Annotated in this window: 15 protein-coding genes and 1 pseudogene; all 16 read left to right on the forward strand. The window is 59.9% G+C overall.

Annotated elements, in window-relative coordinates:
• Window positions 1-305: 305 nt before the first annotated feature.
• The 16 genes and pseudogenes from AC0L3S_RS19930 (at window position 306) to AC0L3S_RS20005 (ending at window position 19,696) form a co-directional block, all read left to right on the forward strand.
• Entirely contained in the window at window positions 306-1,301 is a 996-nt protein-coding gene (locus tag AC0L3S_RS19930; RefSeq protein ID WP_473280720.1) for an ABC transporter substrate-binding protein, read from the forward strand.
• Window positions 1,302-1,318: 17 nt separating this feature from the next.
• A complete protein-coding gene (locus AC0L3S_RS19935; protein WP_473280723.1) occupies window positions 1,319-2,305 on the forward strand; it encodes an ABC transporter substrate-binding protein in 987 nt (328 codons plus the stop codon).
• 239 nt (window positions 2,306-2,544) lie between these two features.
• Window positions 2,545-5,145, forward strand: a pseudogene (locus AC0L3S_RS19940) (GAF domain-containing protein); the annotation flags it as partial.
• A complete protein-coding gene (locus AC0L3S_RS19945; protein WP_473280834.1) occupies window positions 5,140-7,104 on the forward strand; it encodes a GAF domain-containing sensor histidine kinase in 1,965 nt (654 codons plus the stop codon). The pseudogene AC0L3S_RS19940 and the gene AC0L3S_RS19945, both read left to right, overlap by 6 nt.
• A gap of 49 nt (window positions 7,105-7,153) precedes the next feature.
• Window positions 7,154-8,125, forward strand: a complete 972-nt coding sequence (locus AC0L3S_RS19950) for an ABC transporter substrate-binding protein (RefSeq protein ID WP_473280725.1) — start codon at window positions 7,154-7,156, stop codon at window positions 8,123-8,125.
• A 64-nt stretch (window positions 8,126-8,189) separates the two neighbouring features.
• Complete coding sequence (locus tag AC0L3S_RS19955; protein ID WP_473280728.1) at window positions 8,190-9,155, forward strand: ABC transporter substrate-binding protein; 966 nt, start codon at window positions 8,190-8,192, stop codon at window positions 9,153-9,155.
• On the forward strand, window positions 9,152-10,078 hold the full coding sequence (locus AC0L3S_RS19960) for an ABC transporter substrate-binding protein (protein ID WP_473280731.1): 927 nt from the start codon (window positions 9,152-9,154) through the stop codon (window positions 10,076-10,078). Before AC0L3S_RS19955 ends, AC0L3S_RS19960 begins: the two co-directional genes overlap by 4 nt.
• Window positions 10,075-11,055 carry an ABC transporter substrate-binding protein gene (locus AC0L3S_RS19965; RefSeq protein WP_473280733.1) on the forward strand — a complete coding sequence of 327 codons (981 nt, stop codon included), beginning with the start codon at window positions 10,075-10,077 and terminating at the stop codon, window positions 11,053-11,055. Before AC0L3S_RS19960 ends, AC0L3S_RS19965 begins: the two co-directional genes overlap by 4 nt.
• Window positions 11,052-12,071: an ABC transporter substrate-binding protein gene (locus AC0L3S_RS19970; protein WP_473280735.1), complete on the forward strand. Its 1,020-nt coding sequence runs from the start codon at window positions 11,052-11,054 to the stop codon at window positions 12,069-12,071. The genes AC0L3S_RS19965 and AC0L3S_RS19970 overlap by 4 nt, the downstream gene beginning before the upstream one ends.
• Window positions 12,072-12,076: 5 nt before the next feature.
• Complete coding sequence (locus AC0L3S_RS19975) at window positions 12,077-13,069, forward strand: ABC transporter substrate-binding protein (protein WP_473280737.1); 993 nt, start codon at window positions 12,077-12,079, stop codon at window positions 13,067-13,069.
• On the forward strand, window positions 13,066-14,076 hold the full coding sequence (locus AC0L3S_RS19980) for an ABC transporter substrate-binding protein (protein ID WP_473280739.1): 1,011 nt from the start codon (window positions 13,066-13,068) through the stop codon (window positions 14,074-14,076). The genes AC0L3S_RS19975 and AC0L3S_RS19980 overlap by 4 nt, the downstream gene beginning before the upstream one ends.
• Window positions 14,077-14,206: 130 nt before the next feature.
• A complete protein-coding gene (locus tag AC0L3S_RS19985) occupies window positions 14,207-15,190 on the forward strand; it encodes an ABC transporter substrate-binding protein (RefSeq protein ID WP_473280741.1) in 984 nt (327 codons plus the stop codon).
• Window positions 15,187-16,140 carry an ABC transporter substrate-binding protein gene (locus tag AC0L3S_RS19990; protein WP_473280743.1) on the forward strand — a complete coding sequence of 318 codons (954 nt, stop codon included), beginning with the start codon at window positions 15,187-15,189 and terminating at the stop codon, window positions 16,138-16,140. The genes AC0L3S_RS19985 and AC0L3S_RS19990 overlap by 4 nt, the downstream gene beginning before the upstream one ends.
• 172 nt (window positions 16,141-16,312) lie before the next feature.
• Window positions 16,313-17,284 carry an ABC transporter substrate-binding protein gene (locus tag AC0L3S_RS19995; protein ID WP_473280746.1) on the forward strand — a complete coding sequence of 324 codons (972 nt, stop codon included), beginning with the start codon at window positions 16,313-16,315 and terminating at the stop codon, window positions 17,282-17,284.
• A gap of 193 nt (window positions 17,285-17,477) precedes the next feature.
• Entirely contained in the window at window positions 17,478-18,452 is a 975-nt protein-coding gene (locus tag AC0L3S_RS20000; protein WP_473280749.1) for an ABC transporter substrate-binding protein, read from the forward strand.
• Window positions 18,453-18,709: 257 nt separating this feature from the next.
• Window positions 18,710-19,696 carry an ABC transporter substrate-binding protein gene (locus AC0L3S_RS20005; RefSeq protein ID WP_473280752.1) on the forward strand — a complete coding sequence of 329 codons (987 nt, stop codon included), beginning with the start codon at window positions 18,710-18,712 and terminating at the stop codon, window positions 19,694-19,696.
• Window positions 19,697-19,895 lie beyond the last annotated feature (199 nt).

The raw sequence follows: 19,895 nt of genomic DNA on the forward strand, positions 1-19,895 counted from the left end.
GCGAGACGGAGATACACGCAAAGTTTTCCGAAGGCTCGTCGCGGTCCCGGAGTAGGTCTGGCTGGTTATGCCGGCGGGGCTGAATTAATCGGCCGACGCCGTCTCCGGGCTGCGCTAAATTCTCCGTGCGGGAGGTGCTCGATCATCGTGCCCGTGACGCAGATGGCGTGCAGGCTCCCGGGCTTGCTTTCACCATATGCGGCATTCGGTATACCTAACAAGATTTCGTCGTATCGGTCCCGGACACCTTTCGGATGTTGGGTTTGATCGGTTACACTGCCGCATTTCCAGCCTTGGGGGCTGCCATGCGAAGGCGTGAGTTTATCGGCTTGGCGGTGGGTGGTGCTGCGACTTGGCCGCTTGCAGCGCGGGCGCAGCAGGAAGGGTCCCCCCGCATCCCGACCATAGGCTTTCTCGGTTTCGCCAGCGCTGCGATTGACGTCGCGATTTTACTGCCCTTCCGTAAGGGCTTGGCCGACCTCGGATATGTCGGAGGGCGCACTATCACCGTCGAAGTCCGCAACGCCAACGGCGACGTCGAACGCGGGCACGCGATCATCGACGAGTTCGCCGCGATGCCGGTGGACGTGCTGTTCGCACCCGGTCCTGCCGCAGCGCGGGCCGCGGCGCGCAAGACGAAAATCCCGGTCGTCGCGATCGCGCTGCCGGCCGTGCAGAGGGATCCCGAACTGTTTCAGAGCCTCGCCCGGCCCGGTGGCACCGTGACAGGCTTCTCGGCGTTCGGTGAGGAGATGTCGGCCAAGCGTATCGCGATATTGAAGGAAATTCTGCCGGGCCTGACAAAGCTTGGAGTGATGCATAACGCGACCGACCCCACCTTCAGCGCGTGGGGCGACCAGACCATGGCGGATACCGGCAAGCTCGGTATCGAGCCGATTCGCGCGGGGCTCACTGCGCCGACGCCGGCGCAGGTGACAGAGCAGATCAGGAAGCTTGCCGAGGCTGGCGGCACGGCCATGATCGTGATTCGCGACTACATGACCGCCGCGATGAGCAACGACATCTGCCGCATCGGAGCTGAGATGAAGGTGGCCGTGGTAGGCGAGCAAGCGGAGGTTGCGCGAGCCGGCGCTTTATTCAGCTATGGCGCCGACATCGGCGACCTCTCGCGCCGTGCGGCCGGCTATGTCGACCAAATCATCAAAGGCCAAAAGCCGTCGGAGATGCCGATCCAGTTGCCGACCAAGTTCGAAATGGTTGTCAACCTGAAGACTGCACGGGCGCTCGGGCTGACGATCCCTCCGACGGTGCTCGTGCAGACGGATCAGGTGATCGAGTGAAGCTCCGAGGGCGGGACATGCGGCGGCGCGAGCTTCTTGGTATTTTAGGTGGCGCGGCAGCTTTTCCTATTGCGGCGCGCGCCCAAAAGGACTTGCCCGTTGTCGCCGTGCTTGTGCCGGGACCGGCAAAGCAGGCCGAGAATCGACTCGTGGCGATCCGCAAAGGCTTGCGGGAGGCAGGCCTCACCGAGGGCATCAACTTTACTTTTGCTTGGCGTTATGCCGACGGTGTTTTCGATCGATTGCCTGCGCTTGCCCTCGAACTCGCTGCTCTCAAGCCACGCCTCATCATTGCTTCGGCCGCCGCGGCGCCGATCGCGCACAAAGTCCTGCCCGAGTTACCGTTGATCTTCACGTCCTATGCCGCCGATCCCATCAAGGCCGGATTTGCAGAAAGCTATGTCCACCCGGGTGGCCATGCGACCGGCAACGTTATGAATGCGGTTGGGGGTGAGGAGGCGCTGACCCAAAAGCGCATGAACCTGTTCAAGGAACTGGTGCCTAATCTGAAGGCAGTCGGCTTCATAGGCAGCACATCGTCGATTCTTGCCGCAGCCGAGCTCAAGGCGTTGCAAAGCGTCGCTGGACAATTCGGCTTTGAAGTCGTGCGTCATCCACTTCAGGGTCTCGACGAGGTAGAGGGTGCAGTTTCGGCAAGCGTCCGCGATGGCGTTAGCGCCCTTTACGTCTCCGGCGAGCCGCTGCTCTACACCAACATGCCGCGAGTCCTGCCTTTGGTCATAGCGCCGGGAAAGCCGACGGTCGGCACCTATCCGGAGTGGGGCCAAGCGGGCCTTCTGATGTCCTATTCGGCCGATCTGATCGACGACTTCCGCCGCGCTGGCATCTATGCCGCTAAGATTCTCGGTGGTGAAAAACCGGCCGACCTGCCGATTGAACAGGCCAGCAAGTTCGTGCTCGTGCTCAACCTCAAGACAGCGAAATCCCTGGGAATCGCGGCGCCCGACCGCCTGCTGACGGTGGCCGACGAGGTGATCGAATGACGGGGCGCGATGCCAAGTCTGGCACGAAACAGACCAAGGATGCCGAGACCAGGAAAAAAGCAGGAAAGCGTCGCACGACGGCCGGTCCCGAAGGGCTGCGGGTGCGCAAATCCGGCGTGTCCAGATCTCACAAGCCCGGTTTGCGCAAGCCGAAATCGACAAAGACCGATCCCCGCAAGCAGAAGCCTTCCCTCCAGTCGGAGATCGCACAGCTGAAGCGGCAGTTGAAAGCAGCGCGGATGCGAGAGGAGGCCAGCGCCGAAATCCTGCGCGCGGTCGCCAACGCATCGGGGGATGCCGCGGGGCCGTTGCAGTTGATCGCCGAGACGACCGCGCGCCTGTTTAAGGCGTCCAGCGTCTCGATCCAGCTTGCCGAAGGCAGCGAGTTCACGCAGGAGTACCGCGTCGGCGCCATCGCCAAGCGTGTTGGTTCGGCCTTTCCCCCGTCCAGTATCAAGGTCGGCGGCCGAAACTTGCCGGGCACGGTGGTGGCCGAGTCCAGGCAGATTCATATTCCGGACCTCGATCACCTTGATCCCTCGATGTCTGGCTTTCCCGGCTTGCCCCACGCTCGGGCCGGTGGCGCGCGCACCGTTTGCGGCACGCCGCTCCGGCGCGACGACAGGGCCATCGGCGCCCTTATCGTTTTTCGTGACCGGCTCTTGCCATTCACCGGTGATGAGCTCGCTCTGCTGCAAAGCTTCGCCGACCAGGCCCTGATCGCAATCGAGAACGCGCGGCTGTTCAACGAGGTCGAAGCCAGGACGCGCGATCTCGGTGCGGCGCTGGAGCAGCAGACTGCGACCGCGGACGTGTTGAAGGTGATCAGCCGCTCAGCCTTCGATCTCGATTCCGTAATGCATACGCTCGCGCGCTCCGCCGGGGAACTGTGTGCGGCGGGCCTGTGCGGATTGTATATCCGGGAGGACGACTTCCTGGTCTGTCGAGGTTACACGACGATCAGCAAAGAGCAGGAGGACTTCGTCCGGCAGGCGCGGATTCCGGCTCATGATCCCAATTTTGCCACGACCCGGGCTCTGTCGTCGGGGGAAATTGCCAATATCGGCGATTTCGAAAACGATCGCTCGGTGGCAACGCAGGCCTTTCGGGAAAAGCTTGGCTTCAAGTCGCTGCTCATCGTTCCCTTGATGAGGGAAGGCCAGGGCATCGGCCTTTTCGTCCTCGGGCGCGACTGCATCGGCCAATTTTCGCCGCGGCACGTCGAACTGGTGCAGACCTTCGCCGACCAGGCCGTGATTGCCATCGAGAACGCGCGGCTCTTCGATGAGGTGCAGGCCAAAACCCGCGATCTCGGCGAGGCGCTGGAACAGCAGACCGCGACCAGCGCAGTCCTTGCGGTGATCAGCCGCTCGCCTTCGGATCTCAATCCCGTGCTTGAGGCCATTTCCGATACCGCGGCGAGGCTGTGCGGATCCGAGCAGACGATGTTCTTCCGCTACGATGGCAGCGTGTTTCGTATCCTCGCGAGTTGGAATTTTCCGCCCGAAGTTCACGAAATGCTCGAACGCCGCCCGTTGATGCCCGGTCATCCCTCCGCGATCGGGCGCGCCGGAGCCTCGCTGAAACCCGTCTGCATTCCGGACGTGCTGGCCGATCCGGCATACGGCCTGACCGGCGAGCAGAGCCGCGCGCGCTATCGCGCGACGCTTGCGGTGCCGCTGTTGCGCGAAGGCCGGCTCGTTGGTGCGCTATCGCTGAATCGCAGCGAACCCGGCGCCTTTACCGAGAAACAGATCGAGCTGGTCGCAACCTTTGCTGACCAGGCGGTCATCGCGATCGAGAATGTCCGCCTGTTTGACGAAGTCCAGGCCAAGACCAGCGACCTTGAAGAGTCCCTGCAACAGCAGATCGCGACCGCTGACGTTCTCAAGGTCATTAGCCGGTCGGCCTTCGATTTGCAGGCGGTCTTGACGACGTTGGTGAAGTCGGCGCTCAACCTGTGTAACGCGCCGATCGGCACGTTCTTTCTACGCGATGGTGATGGGCTTCGCCTTGCTACCCAGGTCGGCTGCAGCCCGGAGCTTGTGCAATACTTTCACGACAACCCGATCCCGCTGAACCAGAGTAGCGGTGCTGGACGTGCTTTCTCGACCGGCTCAGTCGTGCATTTCCCCGACGTGCTGGCTGATCCTGATTATCGCCTGAGCGAGGTGCAGCGTCTGGGCGAATACCGCAGCCTGCTGGCGGTCCCACTCCTGCGCGAGCAGGAGACTGTTGGGGTATTCAGTCTCTCTCGTACGCAGCCGGAACCCTTCAGTCAGCGGCAGATCGATCTGGTACGAACATTCGCCGACCAGGCCGTGATCGCCATCGAGAACACAAGACTGTTCAACGAGACCAAGCAGGCACTGGCTTACCAGACCGGGAGCAGCAATGTTCTGAGGGTAATCGCCTCTTCACCCACCGATGTCGAACCGGTTTTGAAAGAGATCGTCGAGAGCGCGCGCGAGCTTTGCGAAGCCAATGATGCGGTCGTCCTGTTGAAAGACGCAGAACATCTCCGTTTTAGCGCGCACTCTGGTCCCATCCCCGTAACGCTCGACAGATGGCCGATCAGCCGCAATTGGACCGCTGGCCGGGCCTTTGTGGATCAAAACCCCGTGCATGTTCACGACATGCTATCCGCAGAGGGTGCCCAGTTTCCGGATGCCAGAGCCATGGGCCAAAGCACGGGCGCGACCATTCATACCGTTCTGTCGGTGCCCTTGCTGCGTGGCGAGGAGAGTATCGGCGCGATCCTGCTGCGCCGTACCGAGGTGCGTCCGTTCAACGACAAGCAGATCAATCTGCTGTCGACCTTCGCCGATCAGGCGGTGATCGCTATTCAGAACGCGCGGCTGTTCAACGAGACCAGGGAGGCGCTGGAGCGGCAAACCGCGACCGCGGAAATCCTGAAGGTCATCGCCAGTTCGCCCGAGGACGTCCAGCCCGTCTTCCAGGCTATCGCCGAGCGCTCCAATCATCTTGTCGGCGGATTTGCAACGACCGTCGTGAGCATTGTCGATGATGTCGTTCACATGTCAGCATCTACGTTTACGACGCCCGCAGCCGATGCTGCGCTCAAAGCTTTCTATCCGCGCCCGCTGTCGGGATTCAGCTACAGTGACGCCATCCGCAGGGGAGAGATCCACAGGATCATCGACATCGAACTAGAACCTGGTATTGAATCCGATCAGTTGACAATGGTACGCCAACGGGGATGGCGCAGCGCGTTGTGGGTCCCGCTGCTGCTCGATGGCATGGCTATCGGCGTTATCGGCGTGACGCGGATCGAGCCGGGCTCGTTCGCCGATCATCATGTTGAAATGCTGAAGGCCTTCGCTGACCAGGCCGTGATCGCCATTTCCAATGTGAACCTGTTCAGACAGGTTCAGGAGCGGACCCGCGACCTCGAAGAGTCACTGCAGCAGCAGACCGCGACGTCGGAGGTGCTGCAGGTGATCAGCCGTTCGGTGTTCGATCTCAAGACGGTCCTGCAGACGCTTCTTGAATCCGCAGCCGGTCTCTGCGACGCTTCCATCTGCATTCTGTTCCAGTCGCATGGCGACCTACTTCATGTAGGCGCGAGTTACGGCGGCACGCCCGAATTCGTCGAATATCTGTCGACCCATCCGCATCGTCTCGATCGCACGACGGTCGCCGGACGCGCCGCGGTCGAACGTCGTACGGTCCACATTCCCGACATCGCCGCGGATACCGAATACGGGCTTCCCCAGTCCATCAAGCTCGGAGGCTGGCAGTCGATCATCGGCGTGCCGCTTCTGCGCGATAACGAGGTGCTCGGCGTTCTTGACCTAGCCAGACCCGTCGCCGGGCCGTTCACGCCGCGACAGATCCAACTGATTGAAACGTTCGCCGACCAGGCCGTGATCGCGATCGAGAATGCCCGCCTGTTCGATGAGGTGCAGCAGCGCACCAAGGAGCTTGCCGCTTCGCTCGACGAGCTTCGCACCGCGCAGGACCGCTTGGTGGAGACCGAGAAGCTGGCGTCGCTCGGCCAGCTCACCGCCGGCATCGCGCACGAGATCAAGAACCCGCTTAATTTCGTCAATAATTTCTCGGCGCTGTCGGTCGAACTCATCGACGAGATGACCGATATTTTTGAGAATCCGGCGCTCGACGACGCGGGCCGGCGAAAGGAGCTGGATGAAATCCGCGAGCTGCTGAAAAGCAACCTCGAAAAGGTTGTTCAGCACGGCAAGCGCGCCGATTCCATTGTCAAGAACATGCTGTTGCATTCCCGGGAAGGTTCGGCCGAGCACCGGGCGGTCGATATCAACGCGCTGTTGGACGAGAGCCTCAATCTCGCCTATCACGGCGCCCGCGCCGAGAAACCGGATTTCAATATCACGTTGCGGCGCGACCTGGATCCGGACGCCGGCGTGATAGAGCTGTTCCCGCAGGAAATCACCCGCGCCTTGCTCAATCTGATCTCGAACGGGTTTTATGCCGCGAGCAAGCGTCGAGCCGACAACGGCGATGCGAATTTCGAGCCGGTGCTCAGCGCTGTCACCAGAAATCTCGGTAATCACATCGAGATACGCATACGCGACAACGGTAGCGGCATCCCGCCGGAGGTGAAGGAAAAAATTTTCAATCCGTTCTTCACGACCAAACCGGCGGGGGAGGGCACTGGACTCGGTCTGTCCATGAGCCACGACATCATCGTGAAGCAACACGGCGGCAGGATAGAGGTGGATACGCAGCCTGGGCAATTCACCGAGTTCACCATCGTGCTGCCGCGGGGGGCCAAGCTTGCAAGCACCGGAATAACCTAGAGGTCGTCGGGCAGTCGAAGCTGATGCGGGTACGAAATTGAGAGTTGCAATGAAACGACGAGAATTCATTACTCTGGTTGGTGGGTCGTTAGCGTGGCCTTCGGTGGCACGCGCCCAGCAAGCGAAGCGAATTGCCCGCATCGGCCTCTTCCTCCCTCCGCCACGAAATTTGGAGGTGGATGCTTTCCTCGCCGGGCTTCGAGATCTCGGCTGGGTTGAAGGCGAAAACATTCACGTCGAATATCGTGACGCCGGCGGCGACGACAGCCGGCTGCCCGGGCTGGCGGCTGAACTGGTTGCCCTCGATGTCGACGTTCTCGTGACGGCTACAACTCCCGGGATACTTGCCGCTCACCGCGCTACGACGAAGATTTCAACCGTGATGATCGTGGGTCCAGATCTGGTGACCTTGGGCTTCGCAGCCAGCATGGCTCATCCTGGTGGCAACATAACGGGACAAACTCAATTCGTTACAGAACTGGCGGCCAAGCGGTTGGAGCTTCTCGCGAGCCTAGCTCCCTCGATGACCCGCGCGGGGGTGCTATTGCAACGAGGAAACCCCCTGAAAGATAGTACCATGAGCGCCATGGCGGCCACAGCGCAGGCATTGAAGGTGGAGCTGCGACCGATCGAGGTTGACGTCCCCGGCGACCTCGAAACCGTGCTGTCAATCGTCGGTTCTGCATCCATCGACGGCCTCCTGATTCTGGAAGCCAATGCGTTTATCACCAACTCTTCCTTAGTCGCCGCGATTGTTGACAAGTGCCGCGTGCCATCGATTGCCGCACCCGTTCTCGCTTCTCACGGGGCCGTCATGGTGGGTTACGGGGTGGACTTCACCGCCATGTTTCGCCGCAGCGCTGTTTTTGTCGGCAAGATATTGAAGGGCGCAAGTCCGGCCGACATCCCGATCGAGCAACCGACAAATCTCAAGACGGTCGTCAACCTGAAGGCCGCGAAGGCGCTCGGCATCGAGATTCCGCCGGCGGTGTTGCTGCGCGCCGACGAGGTGATCGAATAAGGTCAGCTAACCTTCGCTCTTGTAGCAAGCGCTGGGATACTGCGTCTAAATGCTTGGGGTCAGAATGAGGCGCCGTTCGTTTATCGCACTGATTGGAGCCGTGGCGTGCTGCCCACTCGCAGCCCGCGCCCGAACCGCTCCCCGAGTTGGCTATATCGAAGGCAGCCGGCGTGCGCCTTACATGGACGAGTTTCTGGCTGCGCTTGGCGAGCTGGGTTACGTCGATGGCAAGAACATAACGTTTGTTCGGCGGACGTTTGTCGCCCCAACCGTTCAGGCCATGCAGGATGCGATTGCTGAAATGCGATCGGAGATCGACTTGCTGGTCGTTGGTGGCACTGTTGGTGGCATAGCCGCCAAAGCTGCCGCGGCTCACATTCCCGTGGTGTTCATTTCGGTGGGGGCGCCGGTGGATATCGGGCTTGTGAAGAGCCTTGCCCATCCCGGCGGCAATATGACCGGCACAACGTTTGAGGCAACTTCGGAAACCTACGCGAAACGATTGCAATTGCTGAATGAGGTACGGCCTCGTCTCTCCCGCGTGTCCGTCCTCGGAGCGTCGGATGACCCAAATTTCCCATTTGCGATGCAGTCGCTTGAACAATCTGCTCCGGCTCTGCATGTCTCCATCAATCCGATCCACTTCAGCGCCGCCGGGGACCTCGGCAACGCGTTCAACGAAATGAAAGCCGCCCGGAGCGAGGGGCTGATCGTGGTGTCGGGCTCGCTCACCTACTCAAGCCTCACTGCTATTGCGGCCCTTGCCTTGGCGCAGGGACTGCCTTCCTGTCACGGCTTTCGGGAGGCCGTCGCCGAAGGTGGACTGATCAGCCTTGGTCCCGACCTGCGTGTTTTGGCCCGACAAAGTGCACGCCTGGTCGACAAAATTCTGGCGGGCGCTAACGCCAGCGATCTTCCGGTGGAGCAACCCGACAAATACGTTCTGAGCATCAACCTGAAGACCGCCAAGGCGCTCGGCGTCGAGATACCGCCGGCGGTGCTGCTGCGCGCCGACGAGGTTATCGAATGAAACGGCGAAACTTCCTCGGTGCTTTGGGTAGCACGGCTGCTTGGCCCCTCGCGGTACAGGCGCAGCAACCCGAACGGGCTCGGCGGATGCCCGTGCTGATGCGCTTTAGCGAGAACAATCCAGAAATTCAGGCTCGCTTTACGGCCCTCAAACAGCGCCTCAAGGATCTCGGCTGGACTGATTGCCGGAACGTTCGGATTGATCACCGCTTCACGGACGAAGATCCCGAAAGCATCCGCATCCGGGCCGGAGAACTGATCGCTGCCGCGCCGGACGTGATTGTCGTTTACGCGAATTCGGCCTTGGCCGTGCTACGGCAGGCAACGCTCGTTATCCCGATTGTCTTTGCACAAGTTTCCGACCCGGTCACCAGCGGCTTTGTGGCGAGCCTGGCGCGTCCGGCTGGCAATATCGCCGGGTTTCAAAATTTTGATACCGCGATCGGCGGAAAATGGCTTGAAGTCCTTAAGCGGATTGCGCCGCAAGTGCGTCGCGCTGCGGTCCTCATCAACCCGAACGTGGCCGCTAATGTCGCGTTCCTGCACTCGGCCGAGACGGCAGCCGCTTTGCTGGGGATGACCATGACGGCCGCCGGTGTCCGCGATGCCGCCCACATCGACAGCGCCCTCACGGCATTTGCGCGAGAGCCGGACGGCGGTCTCATCGTCGTGTCGAGCCCGACCAATTTGAGCAACCGCGAACTGATTATCGCCTTGGCTGCCCGGCTAGGTCTGCCGGCGATCTATCCGTACCGTTTCTATGCCACAACTGGCGGCCTGGTCTCCTACGGATTCGATCAGATCGAGCAAAGCTTGGGGGCCGCGTCTTACGTCGACCGCATCCTGAAGCGCGAGAAGCCTGGCGACTTGCCCCTCACCGTGCCTCCAACCATGCTTTCGCAAGCTGATGAGGTGATCGAATGAGGCGGCGGGAGTTCATCGCGATTTTTGGCGCGACGGCTGCTTGGCCGCTGACAGCGCGGGCGCAACAGGGTGTGCCTGTGGTTGGCTATCTCGGCAGCGCATCGTCAATGGCTTGGGCGACACGGGTGAAGGCCTTCCAACAAGGACTGAGCGAAGCCGGCTTCGACGACGGGCGCAATGTTACGGTCGAATATCGGTGGGCGGAGGGCAATCTCGATCGCCTGCCAAAACTCGCGAGCGAACTGGTTGGGGGCAACGTCGCGGTCCTTGTCACGCCGGGCAGTGCGCCAGCCGCGCTTGCCGCCAAGGCGGCGACCACCACGATTCCCATCGTCTTTGAGACGGGTGCCGATCCGGTCGAAGCCGGTATCGTGACAAACCTCAGGCACCCTGGTGGCAATATCACTGGGGTTGCGGCCCTGACTTTTGAGACGGGTCCGAAGCGGCTCGCAATCCTTCATGAGTTGCTGCCGTCGGCCGGCCTGATTGCCGTGCTGGTGAATCCGGCTGGGGGCGACGTTGTTGGACGGCAGGTCAAGGACTTGCAGGCCGCTGCACCTCAACTCGGACTTCAGCTTGCCGTTCTGCAAGCGAGCAATGATCTCGAACTAGAAGCTGCGTTCGCAAAAGCAAAGGGGATGCGCGCCGGCGGGCTGATCATAGCGGCCGATCCCTTTGCCAACAGCCGTATCAAAGAGATCGCGGATCAGGCACTAAAAGCCGCCCTACCGTCGATCTTCGTGAACCCGCAATTCGCTGCGGTCGGCGGGTTAATGAGCTACAGCGGGACCATCATCGAAACACACTATCTCGCTGGCGGCTATGTAGGGCGGATACTGAAAGGCGAGAAGCCCGGCGAACTGCCTGTGATCCAAGGCACTAAAGTCGAGTTGATCGTGAACCTCAAAACCGCCAAGGCGCTGGGTATTGACGTTCCGATTTCGCTGCTCGGGCGTGCTGACCAGGTGATCGAATGACGGCACGATTTGCACCGTTAGAATGCTTCGCGCAGAGCCAAAGGGCGACCATGCAACGACGGGATTTTCTTGGTGTTTTGGGCGGTGCGGCGGCGTTGTGGCCGATTGCGGCGCGGGCGCAACAAGCGAAATCACCGCGCATCGGCGTGCTGATGCTGGGTAATCCTGATCCAGCTTTCTTCCTGAGTACGTTCCGTGAAGAACTGCAGAAACTGGGCTATATCGAAGGCCAGAACCTGACTTTGGAGTCTCGATCGGCGAGTGGCTTGTCCGAACGTCTCCCTTCGCTGGCCCGCGAATTGGTGGACCTGAAAGTGGACGTGATTGTCGGCTATCAAACCCCATCCGTTGCGGCAGCAAAGCAAGCCACCACCAAAATCCCGATCGTCATGAGTCCCGCAGCCGATCCAATTGCAACGGGGTTTGTCGCCAGTTTTGCGCGCCCGGCGGGCAACATTACCGGCGTGGCGTCCGCGACAGCCGATGTAGCCGGCAAGAACCTGGATTTAATCCGCGAGGTATTGCCGACGGTGCGCAAGATTGCCGTGCTCGGCAATGCCATCGATCCATTTCACCAGCCGTTCCTGGAAAGCATCGTGTTGGCCGCGAGGGCACTTCAATTCGAGATCAAGCCTATCCTGGTGCGGGGCAGCGATGAATTCCCAAGAGCTTTCGGAGAAATGGTGATGAGCGGCGCTGGAGCGTTGATCGTTCAGCCAAGCTTGCCGCGCCACCCAGCCACTGAGGCGGCGCTCAACAGCCGCCTGCCACTGTTCGCACCGAGCGACGAGTTTACCCGTGCCGGCGGCCTCTTATCCTATTCGGCCGATATCCTGTCCGTCTATCGCAAGGTCGCGATTTTCGTCGATAAGATCATAAAGGGAGGCAAGCCCTCCGACCTGCCGGTTGAATTTCCAACCAAGTTCCAACTTGTCGTCAACATAAAAACCGCCAGGGCACTTGGCATTACGCTGCTACCGACGGTGCTCGCCCGCGCCGACGAGGTGATCGAGTAGCAACAATGTCTGGAATGCATCGACGTGAGTTCATTGCGCTTGTCGCCGGTTTGGCGTCCGTTGGGGCACATCGCGCGGCCGCCCAGCAGCCCAACGGAATCAAGCGCGTCGCTGTCCTGAACGGCGGCCCCGAAACGCCTGGCACACGCGCGCGTGTCGTGGCGTTTCAGAAGGGGCTCGCTGAGGCAGGTTGGCGTGAAGGAAAGATCGGTTTTGAAGTTCGCTGGGGCGGTGCAGACCCGGATCGGATTAGCACCTATGCGGCAGAGCTTGTGAAGTTGAATCCAGACGTCATTCTCGCCACCAACACGCCGACGGCGCGCGCGCTCAAGCTCGCCACCGATGCCGTTCCGATCGTGTTTGCCGGTCTAAGTGACCCGGTTGGCGACGGGATCGTCGTTAGCCTGTCGAAGCCGGGGCGCAACATCACTGGCTTTACCAGTTTCAATGCGCCGATCGCCGGGAAGTGGCTTGAGCTCGTAAAGGAGCTCTCGCCCGCCACAAGCCGCGTCGGTGTCGTCTACAATCCCAAGACAGCGCCGTATTCGATCTTTCTGCCGACCATGCAGGAGATTGCTCCCAGCCTGGGGATTGCGATCGAGCCCATGCCGGTGAACGATCAAGCGGAGATCGAGAGTGCTGTCGCGGCGCTCGCGCACCGACCGCACGCAGGGCTTGTCGCTCTCCCTGACGTCTTTATGACCAACAACAGTAAGCTGCTATTCGCGTTGGCTCTGCAGGCGTGGCTACCGACCGTAGGGCCGCTTCGCTCCTTTGCGGAGAACGGCGCACTTGTCTCCTATGGTTCCGATTTCATCGGGCTTTTTCACCAATCTGCCTCCTATGTCGACCGTATCCTTCGCGGCGAAGAGCCAAGCGCACTGCCAGTGCAGGAGCCGACCAGATACGAGTTGATCCTCAATCTGACGACGGCGAAGGCAATGACGTTGACTGTCCCGCAGACTGTTCTCGCCCGCGCCGATGAGGTGATCGAATGAGAAAGTTGTTTGCCGGTGCGCAAGCGTCCATGACGCGTCGTAGATTCATGGCGGTTGCCGCTGGAGCGGCAGTTTGGCCACGGATAGCTCGGGCCCAGCCGGCGACCAAGTCTGCGCAAATCGGTTTGCTCTATCCGGGCTTCGAAGCGGTGACGGTGACGCGGATAGCCGCCTTGCGCGAAGGATTGCGCGCGGTTGGTTATGCTGACGCCGACAGGGCAGAGGTCCTGGTGCGTGCTTCGGAGGGCGATCCTAGCCGGCTTGAAGGGTTGGCCGCGGACCTTGTCGAGCGAAAAGTCGCCGCAATCGTTGCCATTAGCCCGTCAGCGCTCCGGTCGGCAAAATCGGCGACTTCGACACTTCCGATTATCGCCAACGATCTCGAAAGCGATCCAGTCTTAAGCCGCTTTGTAACCAGCCTCGCGCACCCAGGCGGCAACATCACCGGCGTGTTTTCGGATTTCCCGGATTTCGGCACGAAATGGCTGGAATTGTTGAAGGAAGCAATTCCGGCCTTATCCAGCGTCACGGCGCTTTGGGACCCCGCCACCGGTCATACCCAATTGGAGGCGGTCAAGAACGCCGGACGGCTCTTGAATGTCAAACTGGAGGTCGTGGAAATTCGCGCCATTACCGAACTTCAACGCGCTTTTCAGATAGCCAGCAAAAATCGGCCCGATGCGATCATCATCCTGTCTTCGCCGATATTTGGGACGAACCCCAAGCTGATCGCCGACCTCACCATCGAACATCACATCCCGACCGCGACTTTATTTTCCGAGATCGCCCGGGCAGGGAGCTTGATGTCATATGGGCCAAATTTGCTGGGCACGTTTCGGCAGACTGGCACCATGCTTGGGAAAGTGCTGCACGGCGCGCAACCTGCCGATCTACCGGTCGAACGTCCGACAAAATTCGAGATGGTGATCAATCTGAGGACAGCTAAAGCGCTGGGTATTTCGATCTCACCGACCCTCCTTATTCGCGCCGACGAGGTGATCGAATGATGCGCAGTGCATTTTTCTTCGTAGCGACTGTAACGGCTACATGGCCGCTCGCAAGCAACGGCGAGCAGACGTCGGGCAAGGTTTTGAGAGCAGATTATCCGGGGTGGGAAGATCGGCAAGGGGAAACGAAATGAGACGACGCGACTTCGTCGGTCTTGTCGGTGCTGGGGTGTTGGCATGGTCGGCTGCAACCCGCGCGCAACAGGTGGCAATACCTGTGATTGGTTTCCTGAGCGCCCGTTCGCCCGCTGAGGCAGTTCCCGCTCTGCGTGCGTTTCATGAGAGCCTGGCTCAAGCTGGCTTTGCAGAAGGCAGAAATGTTGGACTCGAGTATCGATGGGCCGAGGGCCGATACGACCGACTGCGGGAGCTGGCTGCCGAATTGGTCAGCCGTCGGGTTGATATCATCGCGGCGACCGGTGGGGATCCATCTCCGTTGGCGGCAAAGGCAGCGTCAACCAATATACCCATCGTTTTCACGATGGGAGGTGATCCGATTAGTGCGGGTTTAGTGGCAAGCCTGAATCGACCAGGCGCCAACATCACCGGTGCGACGCTTATGGGTGTGGAGCTGGGGCCCAAGCGACTTGAGCTAATTCGGCAGCTTATTCCAGGGGCCTCGGCGATTTGTTTTCTAGTGAATCCAAATTTCCCGCAAACCTCGTCGGAGATCCACGAGGTAAACGAGGGTGCACGGGCCCTTGGAATAAAGATAACTGTTCTGCCCGCCACGACAGAGACCGAGATCGAGAGAGCCTTCGACATCGTCGCCCGGCAAAGGTTCGATGCCATGATTGTCGGCACGGATCCGTTTCTGTTGTCACGACGAGATCAGCTCGCACGTCTGGCACTAGGTAACAAGCTGCCTACGATGTCTCACCTGCGTGAGTTCGTCGTTGCGGGCGGGTTGATCAGTTACGGCCCAAGCATTCTTGCAGCCTACAGGCAAGCCGGGGAGTACGTCGGTCTAATACTCAAGGGAGCAAAGCCCGCAGAGTTGCCAGTTATGCAGCCGACAAAATTCGACCTGGCTATTAACCTGAAGACTGCAAACGCACTCGGGTTGACGGTCGCGCCAACAATCCTTGCTGTCGCCGACGAGGTAATCGAATGAGACTAATTCTTCTCTTGTTGAGTTTAATCGTACTCTCACAGTCCGCCTCGGCTGAAGAGCGCGTGTGGCGGCTCGGCGTACTGACGCCCTTTGATTGGCCGGCGGACGCGACGATGCATGGCGTCATGATCCCGGAACTGGCGCGGCGTGGCTTCGTCCAGGGTAAGAATCTCGTTGTGTTACCGCGTTGGGGTGATCCGGAGCAACTTGCCCGGCTGGCGCAAGAGCTCGCCGCGACCAAACCCGACGTGATCGTCGCCGTTGCCCCAAGGGCAATCTCTGCTGCGATGAAGGCTGCGCCTCAGATACCCATCGTTGCGTCGTTTACGACCGATCCGGTCATTGAAGGCGAGGCTGCAAGCATTTCGCGGCCCGGCGGCCAGGTCACCGGCATAGCCTTGCTGACATTCGAGGGCGATAAGAAGCGCATGGAGCTCTTGCATGATGCGATCCCGGGCGCTCGCAAGTTTGCTCTTTTAGTGGACGAGCGCACGATGACGCAGCAGAAGGAGGAGTACCGGCAGACCGCCGAAAAAGTCGGCGTTGAGCTCCTCCGGTTCGAGGTGAAAAGTCCGGCGGATTATCAGACGACCTTTGGTGCCATGCACGATGCTGGCGTCGACGGAATTGTCATACAGTCCTCGCCGAATTTCCACCGTGACGCGCCCAAACTGGCGGCCCTCGCGTTGGAGCGACGCCTCCCGACGATCTGCGAATGGCGCGCGATGGCCTCCGACGGTTGCCTTATCGGATACGGCCCCGATATTGCCGAGCTTCGGCTGCGAACCGCAGACTTTGTTGTGCGTATCTTTTCCGGCGGCAACCCTGCTGAAATGCCATTTGAACAGCCGACGCGTTTTGAGATGGCCATCAACAATAAGGTTGCCCGCAGTATCGGCGTGGCAATACCACCTCCGGTCTTCGTGCGTGCCGACGAAGTCATTGAATAGTGCGATACTACTTCCATTTTCGTACGAAAAAGACCGACCCGGTCGGTCTGAGCAGGGGGAAGCGGAAGCCAAACTTCGGGGGCGTCGGGGCAGCTTTGGACCCAACTCGGACATTGGCGCTCCGTTGCCAAGCCGGCATTATGATTGCTCCACTCCGGTACAAGGCGGGTCCATGAAACGGCGCGAATTTATCAGTCTTGTTGCCGGCACGGTGGGTGCATCGCTTGTTTCGGCACACGCACAATCAAGAACATATCGCGTCGGGCTGCTGACGCTGGAAAACGGTGAGGCTGCCTCCCAACTCCTCGTGTCGCTGCGGGACCTCGGTTACGTCGAGGGAAAAAACCTTAACTTCGAGCATCGATCCGCCAATGGAGACCCCGGGCGGCTTGCCGCAATGGCCGAAGAGCTCGTGTGGGCAAAGCCGGATGTGCTTGTCGGTGGGTGGGGTACGCTTGCGCCGAAAGCGCTCAAAACAGCGACCGCCACGATCCCTATTGTGTTCGCGACTGTCGGTGACCCAATCGGGGCGGGGCTCGTGCAAACGCTGGGGCGGCCCGGCGGCAATGTGACCGGCTTGAGCGGCCAGTCCACCGACTTAAAAGGTAAACAACTTCAGATGATGCTGACCTGCGTTCCAGGCCAGCGAGCCGTCGGCGTGCTCTTGAATCCAGATACGCCCTACAGCGCGTTAGCCTTGAAGGAATTGAAGGCGGCTGCGGACCGAGAACGTGTCCGGCTCGAACTCCTCGAGGTGAGAAGCCCTTCGGAGTTTACGGCTGCCCGGATGGATGCACTTGCGGAGTCCGGTGCTACAAGCCTCTTTATTATAGAGGACCCACTCGCCAGCAGCATTCGGGCAAATGTCGTCGAACAAACAAGCAGATTAGGGTTTGCGACGATGACTGGCCTTATCGAATATGTGCGCTCGGGCGGTCTCATGGCCTACGGTTCAAGCCAAACTCGCAGCTTCCGTCGCGTCGCGGACTATGTGGACAAGATTCTGAGAGGCGCTCTCCCCACTGACCTGCCGGTCGAACAGCCAACAAAGTTTGAGCTCGTCATCAATCTCAAAACTGCAAAACTGCTTCGCCTGGAGATACCGCCAGCCGTACTGGCGCTCGCCGACGAGATCATCGAATAGGTGGTCATCGACTTCCGGGGTTGGCACGAAACGGACCTGCCGTCGCGCGTCTGGTATGTCCGCCGTCGGGGGATGACCGAGTCTAGACGCCGTGCAGTGTGACCCAAACCGGCTATGCAATTTTCCGCAAGTGGTCGGCCTTACACTCGGTGAACAAGATAGTATACTTCCTGAACCTTAGGAGCGATGTGGAATGAGGAGACGCGAATTCGTTGGGTTAGTTGGCGGGTCGATGGTCGTCTGGCCGGTTCAAATGGCGAGATCCCAGTCGGCAGGAAAACCCCGAAAGATCGGCTATCTCCACCCCTTAACAATTGATACTCACTTGGTATTTCTATCGTCGTTGCTCAGGCGCGGCCATGAGCTTGGTTACTTTGAGGGAGAGACAATCCTCCTGCGGACAGCCGGAGGCGATCTTTCGCGGCTCCCGGAACTCGTTCGCGAACTCGTAAGTCTTGACGTCGGGGTTTTGATCGTCGTGGGGCTGCCGGCCACGATGGCCGCGCGCTCTGCAGCCCCCGACACCCCGGTTGTGGCCGTCGATCTTGAAACGGATCCCGTCAAGGCAGGCCTGGTCGACAGCTGGGCAAAGCCCGGACGCAATCTGACGGGACTTTATCTCGACCAGGCAAGTCTTACCGGCAAACTCGTTGCGCTAATGCGTGAGGTGATGCCCGACTTGAAGAAACTTGCTCTGGTTTGGGATCCGAATTACAGGACTGACCAACTGGAAGCTGCCCGAAATGCGGCGGGCGCCGCAGGATTCGAAACCCGGACGCTGGAGTTGACGAGCCCGGAAGAATTCAGTGGCGCCTTCGCACGGCTAGAAGGCGGGACAGGTGTTTTGCTGCTGGTGTCACCGGCTTTGACGGGGAACGCCCCGCTCTTCGCTACGTCTGCTCTTAGATACAAGTTGCCAAACATTTCGATCTGGAAGCCCATCGCAAAGGCAGGCGGTCTCATGACATACGGCCCTGTCCTATTTGATGCTTATTTTCCACGCGCAATGTCGATGGCCGACCGAATCCTGAAGGGCGCCACGGCAGGCGAAATTCCGATCGAGCGGCCCGACCGCTATGAACTCGTGCTCAACATGAAGACTGCGCGACAACTCGGGGTCGAGATGCCGCCAACACTTGAGGCGACGGCGGACGAGACGATCGAATGACGACGATCGTCCGGATCTGGCACGAACCTGGCCCGAGCGTGCTTCCGGACGGGATCGCTGCTGAGGGTGGAGCGGACATTCCATATCGTCGGGTCAAGGTATCGGCTTGACCCGAAGTTGACCTCTACGTTCCTTTCGCCAGCAAGTGAACTGCGGCAACGGCGGCCCTCAACAAATTTTCGGTCAACCGCCCTCCCGCGTCTTCAAGTACAAAGTTTGGACGGTTACATTGCCTTATACTGATTGCGGGGACTGGAATGCGGCGACGTAAATTTATTGGCCTTGCAGGCGGTGCGGCGGCATGGCCGCTCATCGCAAAAGCTCAGACAAACGGATCGATGCGACGGATCGGCGTTCTGTTCGGAGCGACCGAGGGAGATCCCCAGATCACGAAATATCTGGTAGCGTTCAGCTCCGGACTGCGGCAACTCGGCTGGATTGAAGGTCAAAATATCGACATCGATTACCGCTGGGCCCGGGGCAACATCGAACGGGCGCGAACCCTGGCGAAGGAGCTTGTCAGCACTTCTCCCGCTCTGATTCTGACAACCGGGACGGAGCCGGCATTGGCCCTGCGCGAGACAACCGCGACAGTGCCGGTCATATTCATCAACGTCACGGACCCTGTTGCTGGAGGTTTAGTAGCCAGTCTGGCGCGACCGTCGGGTAACATCACCGGCTTTACGCCCTTTGAGTACGATATCGGAGGAAAGTGGCTCGGGTTGCTCAAGGAGATGTCGCCGCGTCTGACACGGGTTGCGATGCTCGGCGATCCCGTCAATCACAACTTCAGGGGATTCAAGGCGTCATTCGAGACGGCCGCGCAGTCGCTGTCGATTGAACCGAGTTCGATTGCTGTCCACGAGGCAGAAGACATCGAGCGCGGAGTTGATTCGTTTGCTGCTGAAGGCGGCGGCGGATTGATCATCACGGCCGCAACTTTCTCCAACGTCCACCGCGCCCTGATCGTAAATCTAGCCAACACCAGGAAATTGCCGGCGATCTACTGGAATCGCTTCCAAGTGGCTGCCGGCGGCCTGATGTCGTACGGCCCGGATACAGCTGACCTCTATCGCAGCTCCGCAACTTACGTCGATCGTATCCTGAAGGGCGAAAAACCCGCGGACCTTCCGGTGCAGGGGCCGACGAAGGTCGAACTGATCATCAATGCTAAAACAGCGAAAGCAATCGACCTCATCATACCGCCGGCTATTCTCGCCCGCGCCGATGAGGTGATGGAGTGAAAGCGCTGTCTGATGCGGGGGCATGGGTCAGCTTTTTGCACTTACCGTCATTTACTGCAGTGCAGTGCCATGTCCGAAGTTGTGCGCGGAAGTGACGGGCACCCGACCAAAGTGTTGCGATTGCCCCGCAACAGACATCTGATACTTATGGGAAAAGTGCCTAGGGTTCAAAGCAAGAAAAGCAGGTCTTGAAATGAAG

It is taken from the genome of Bradyrhizobium sp. Ken01 (assembly GCF_055807355.1).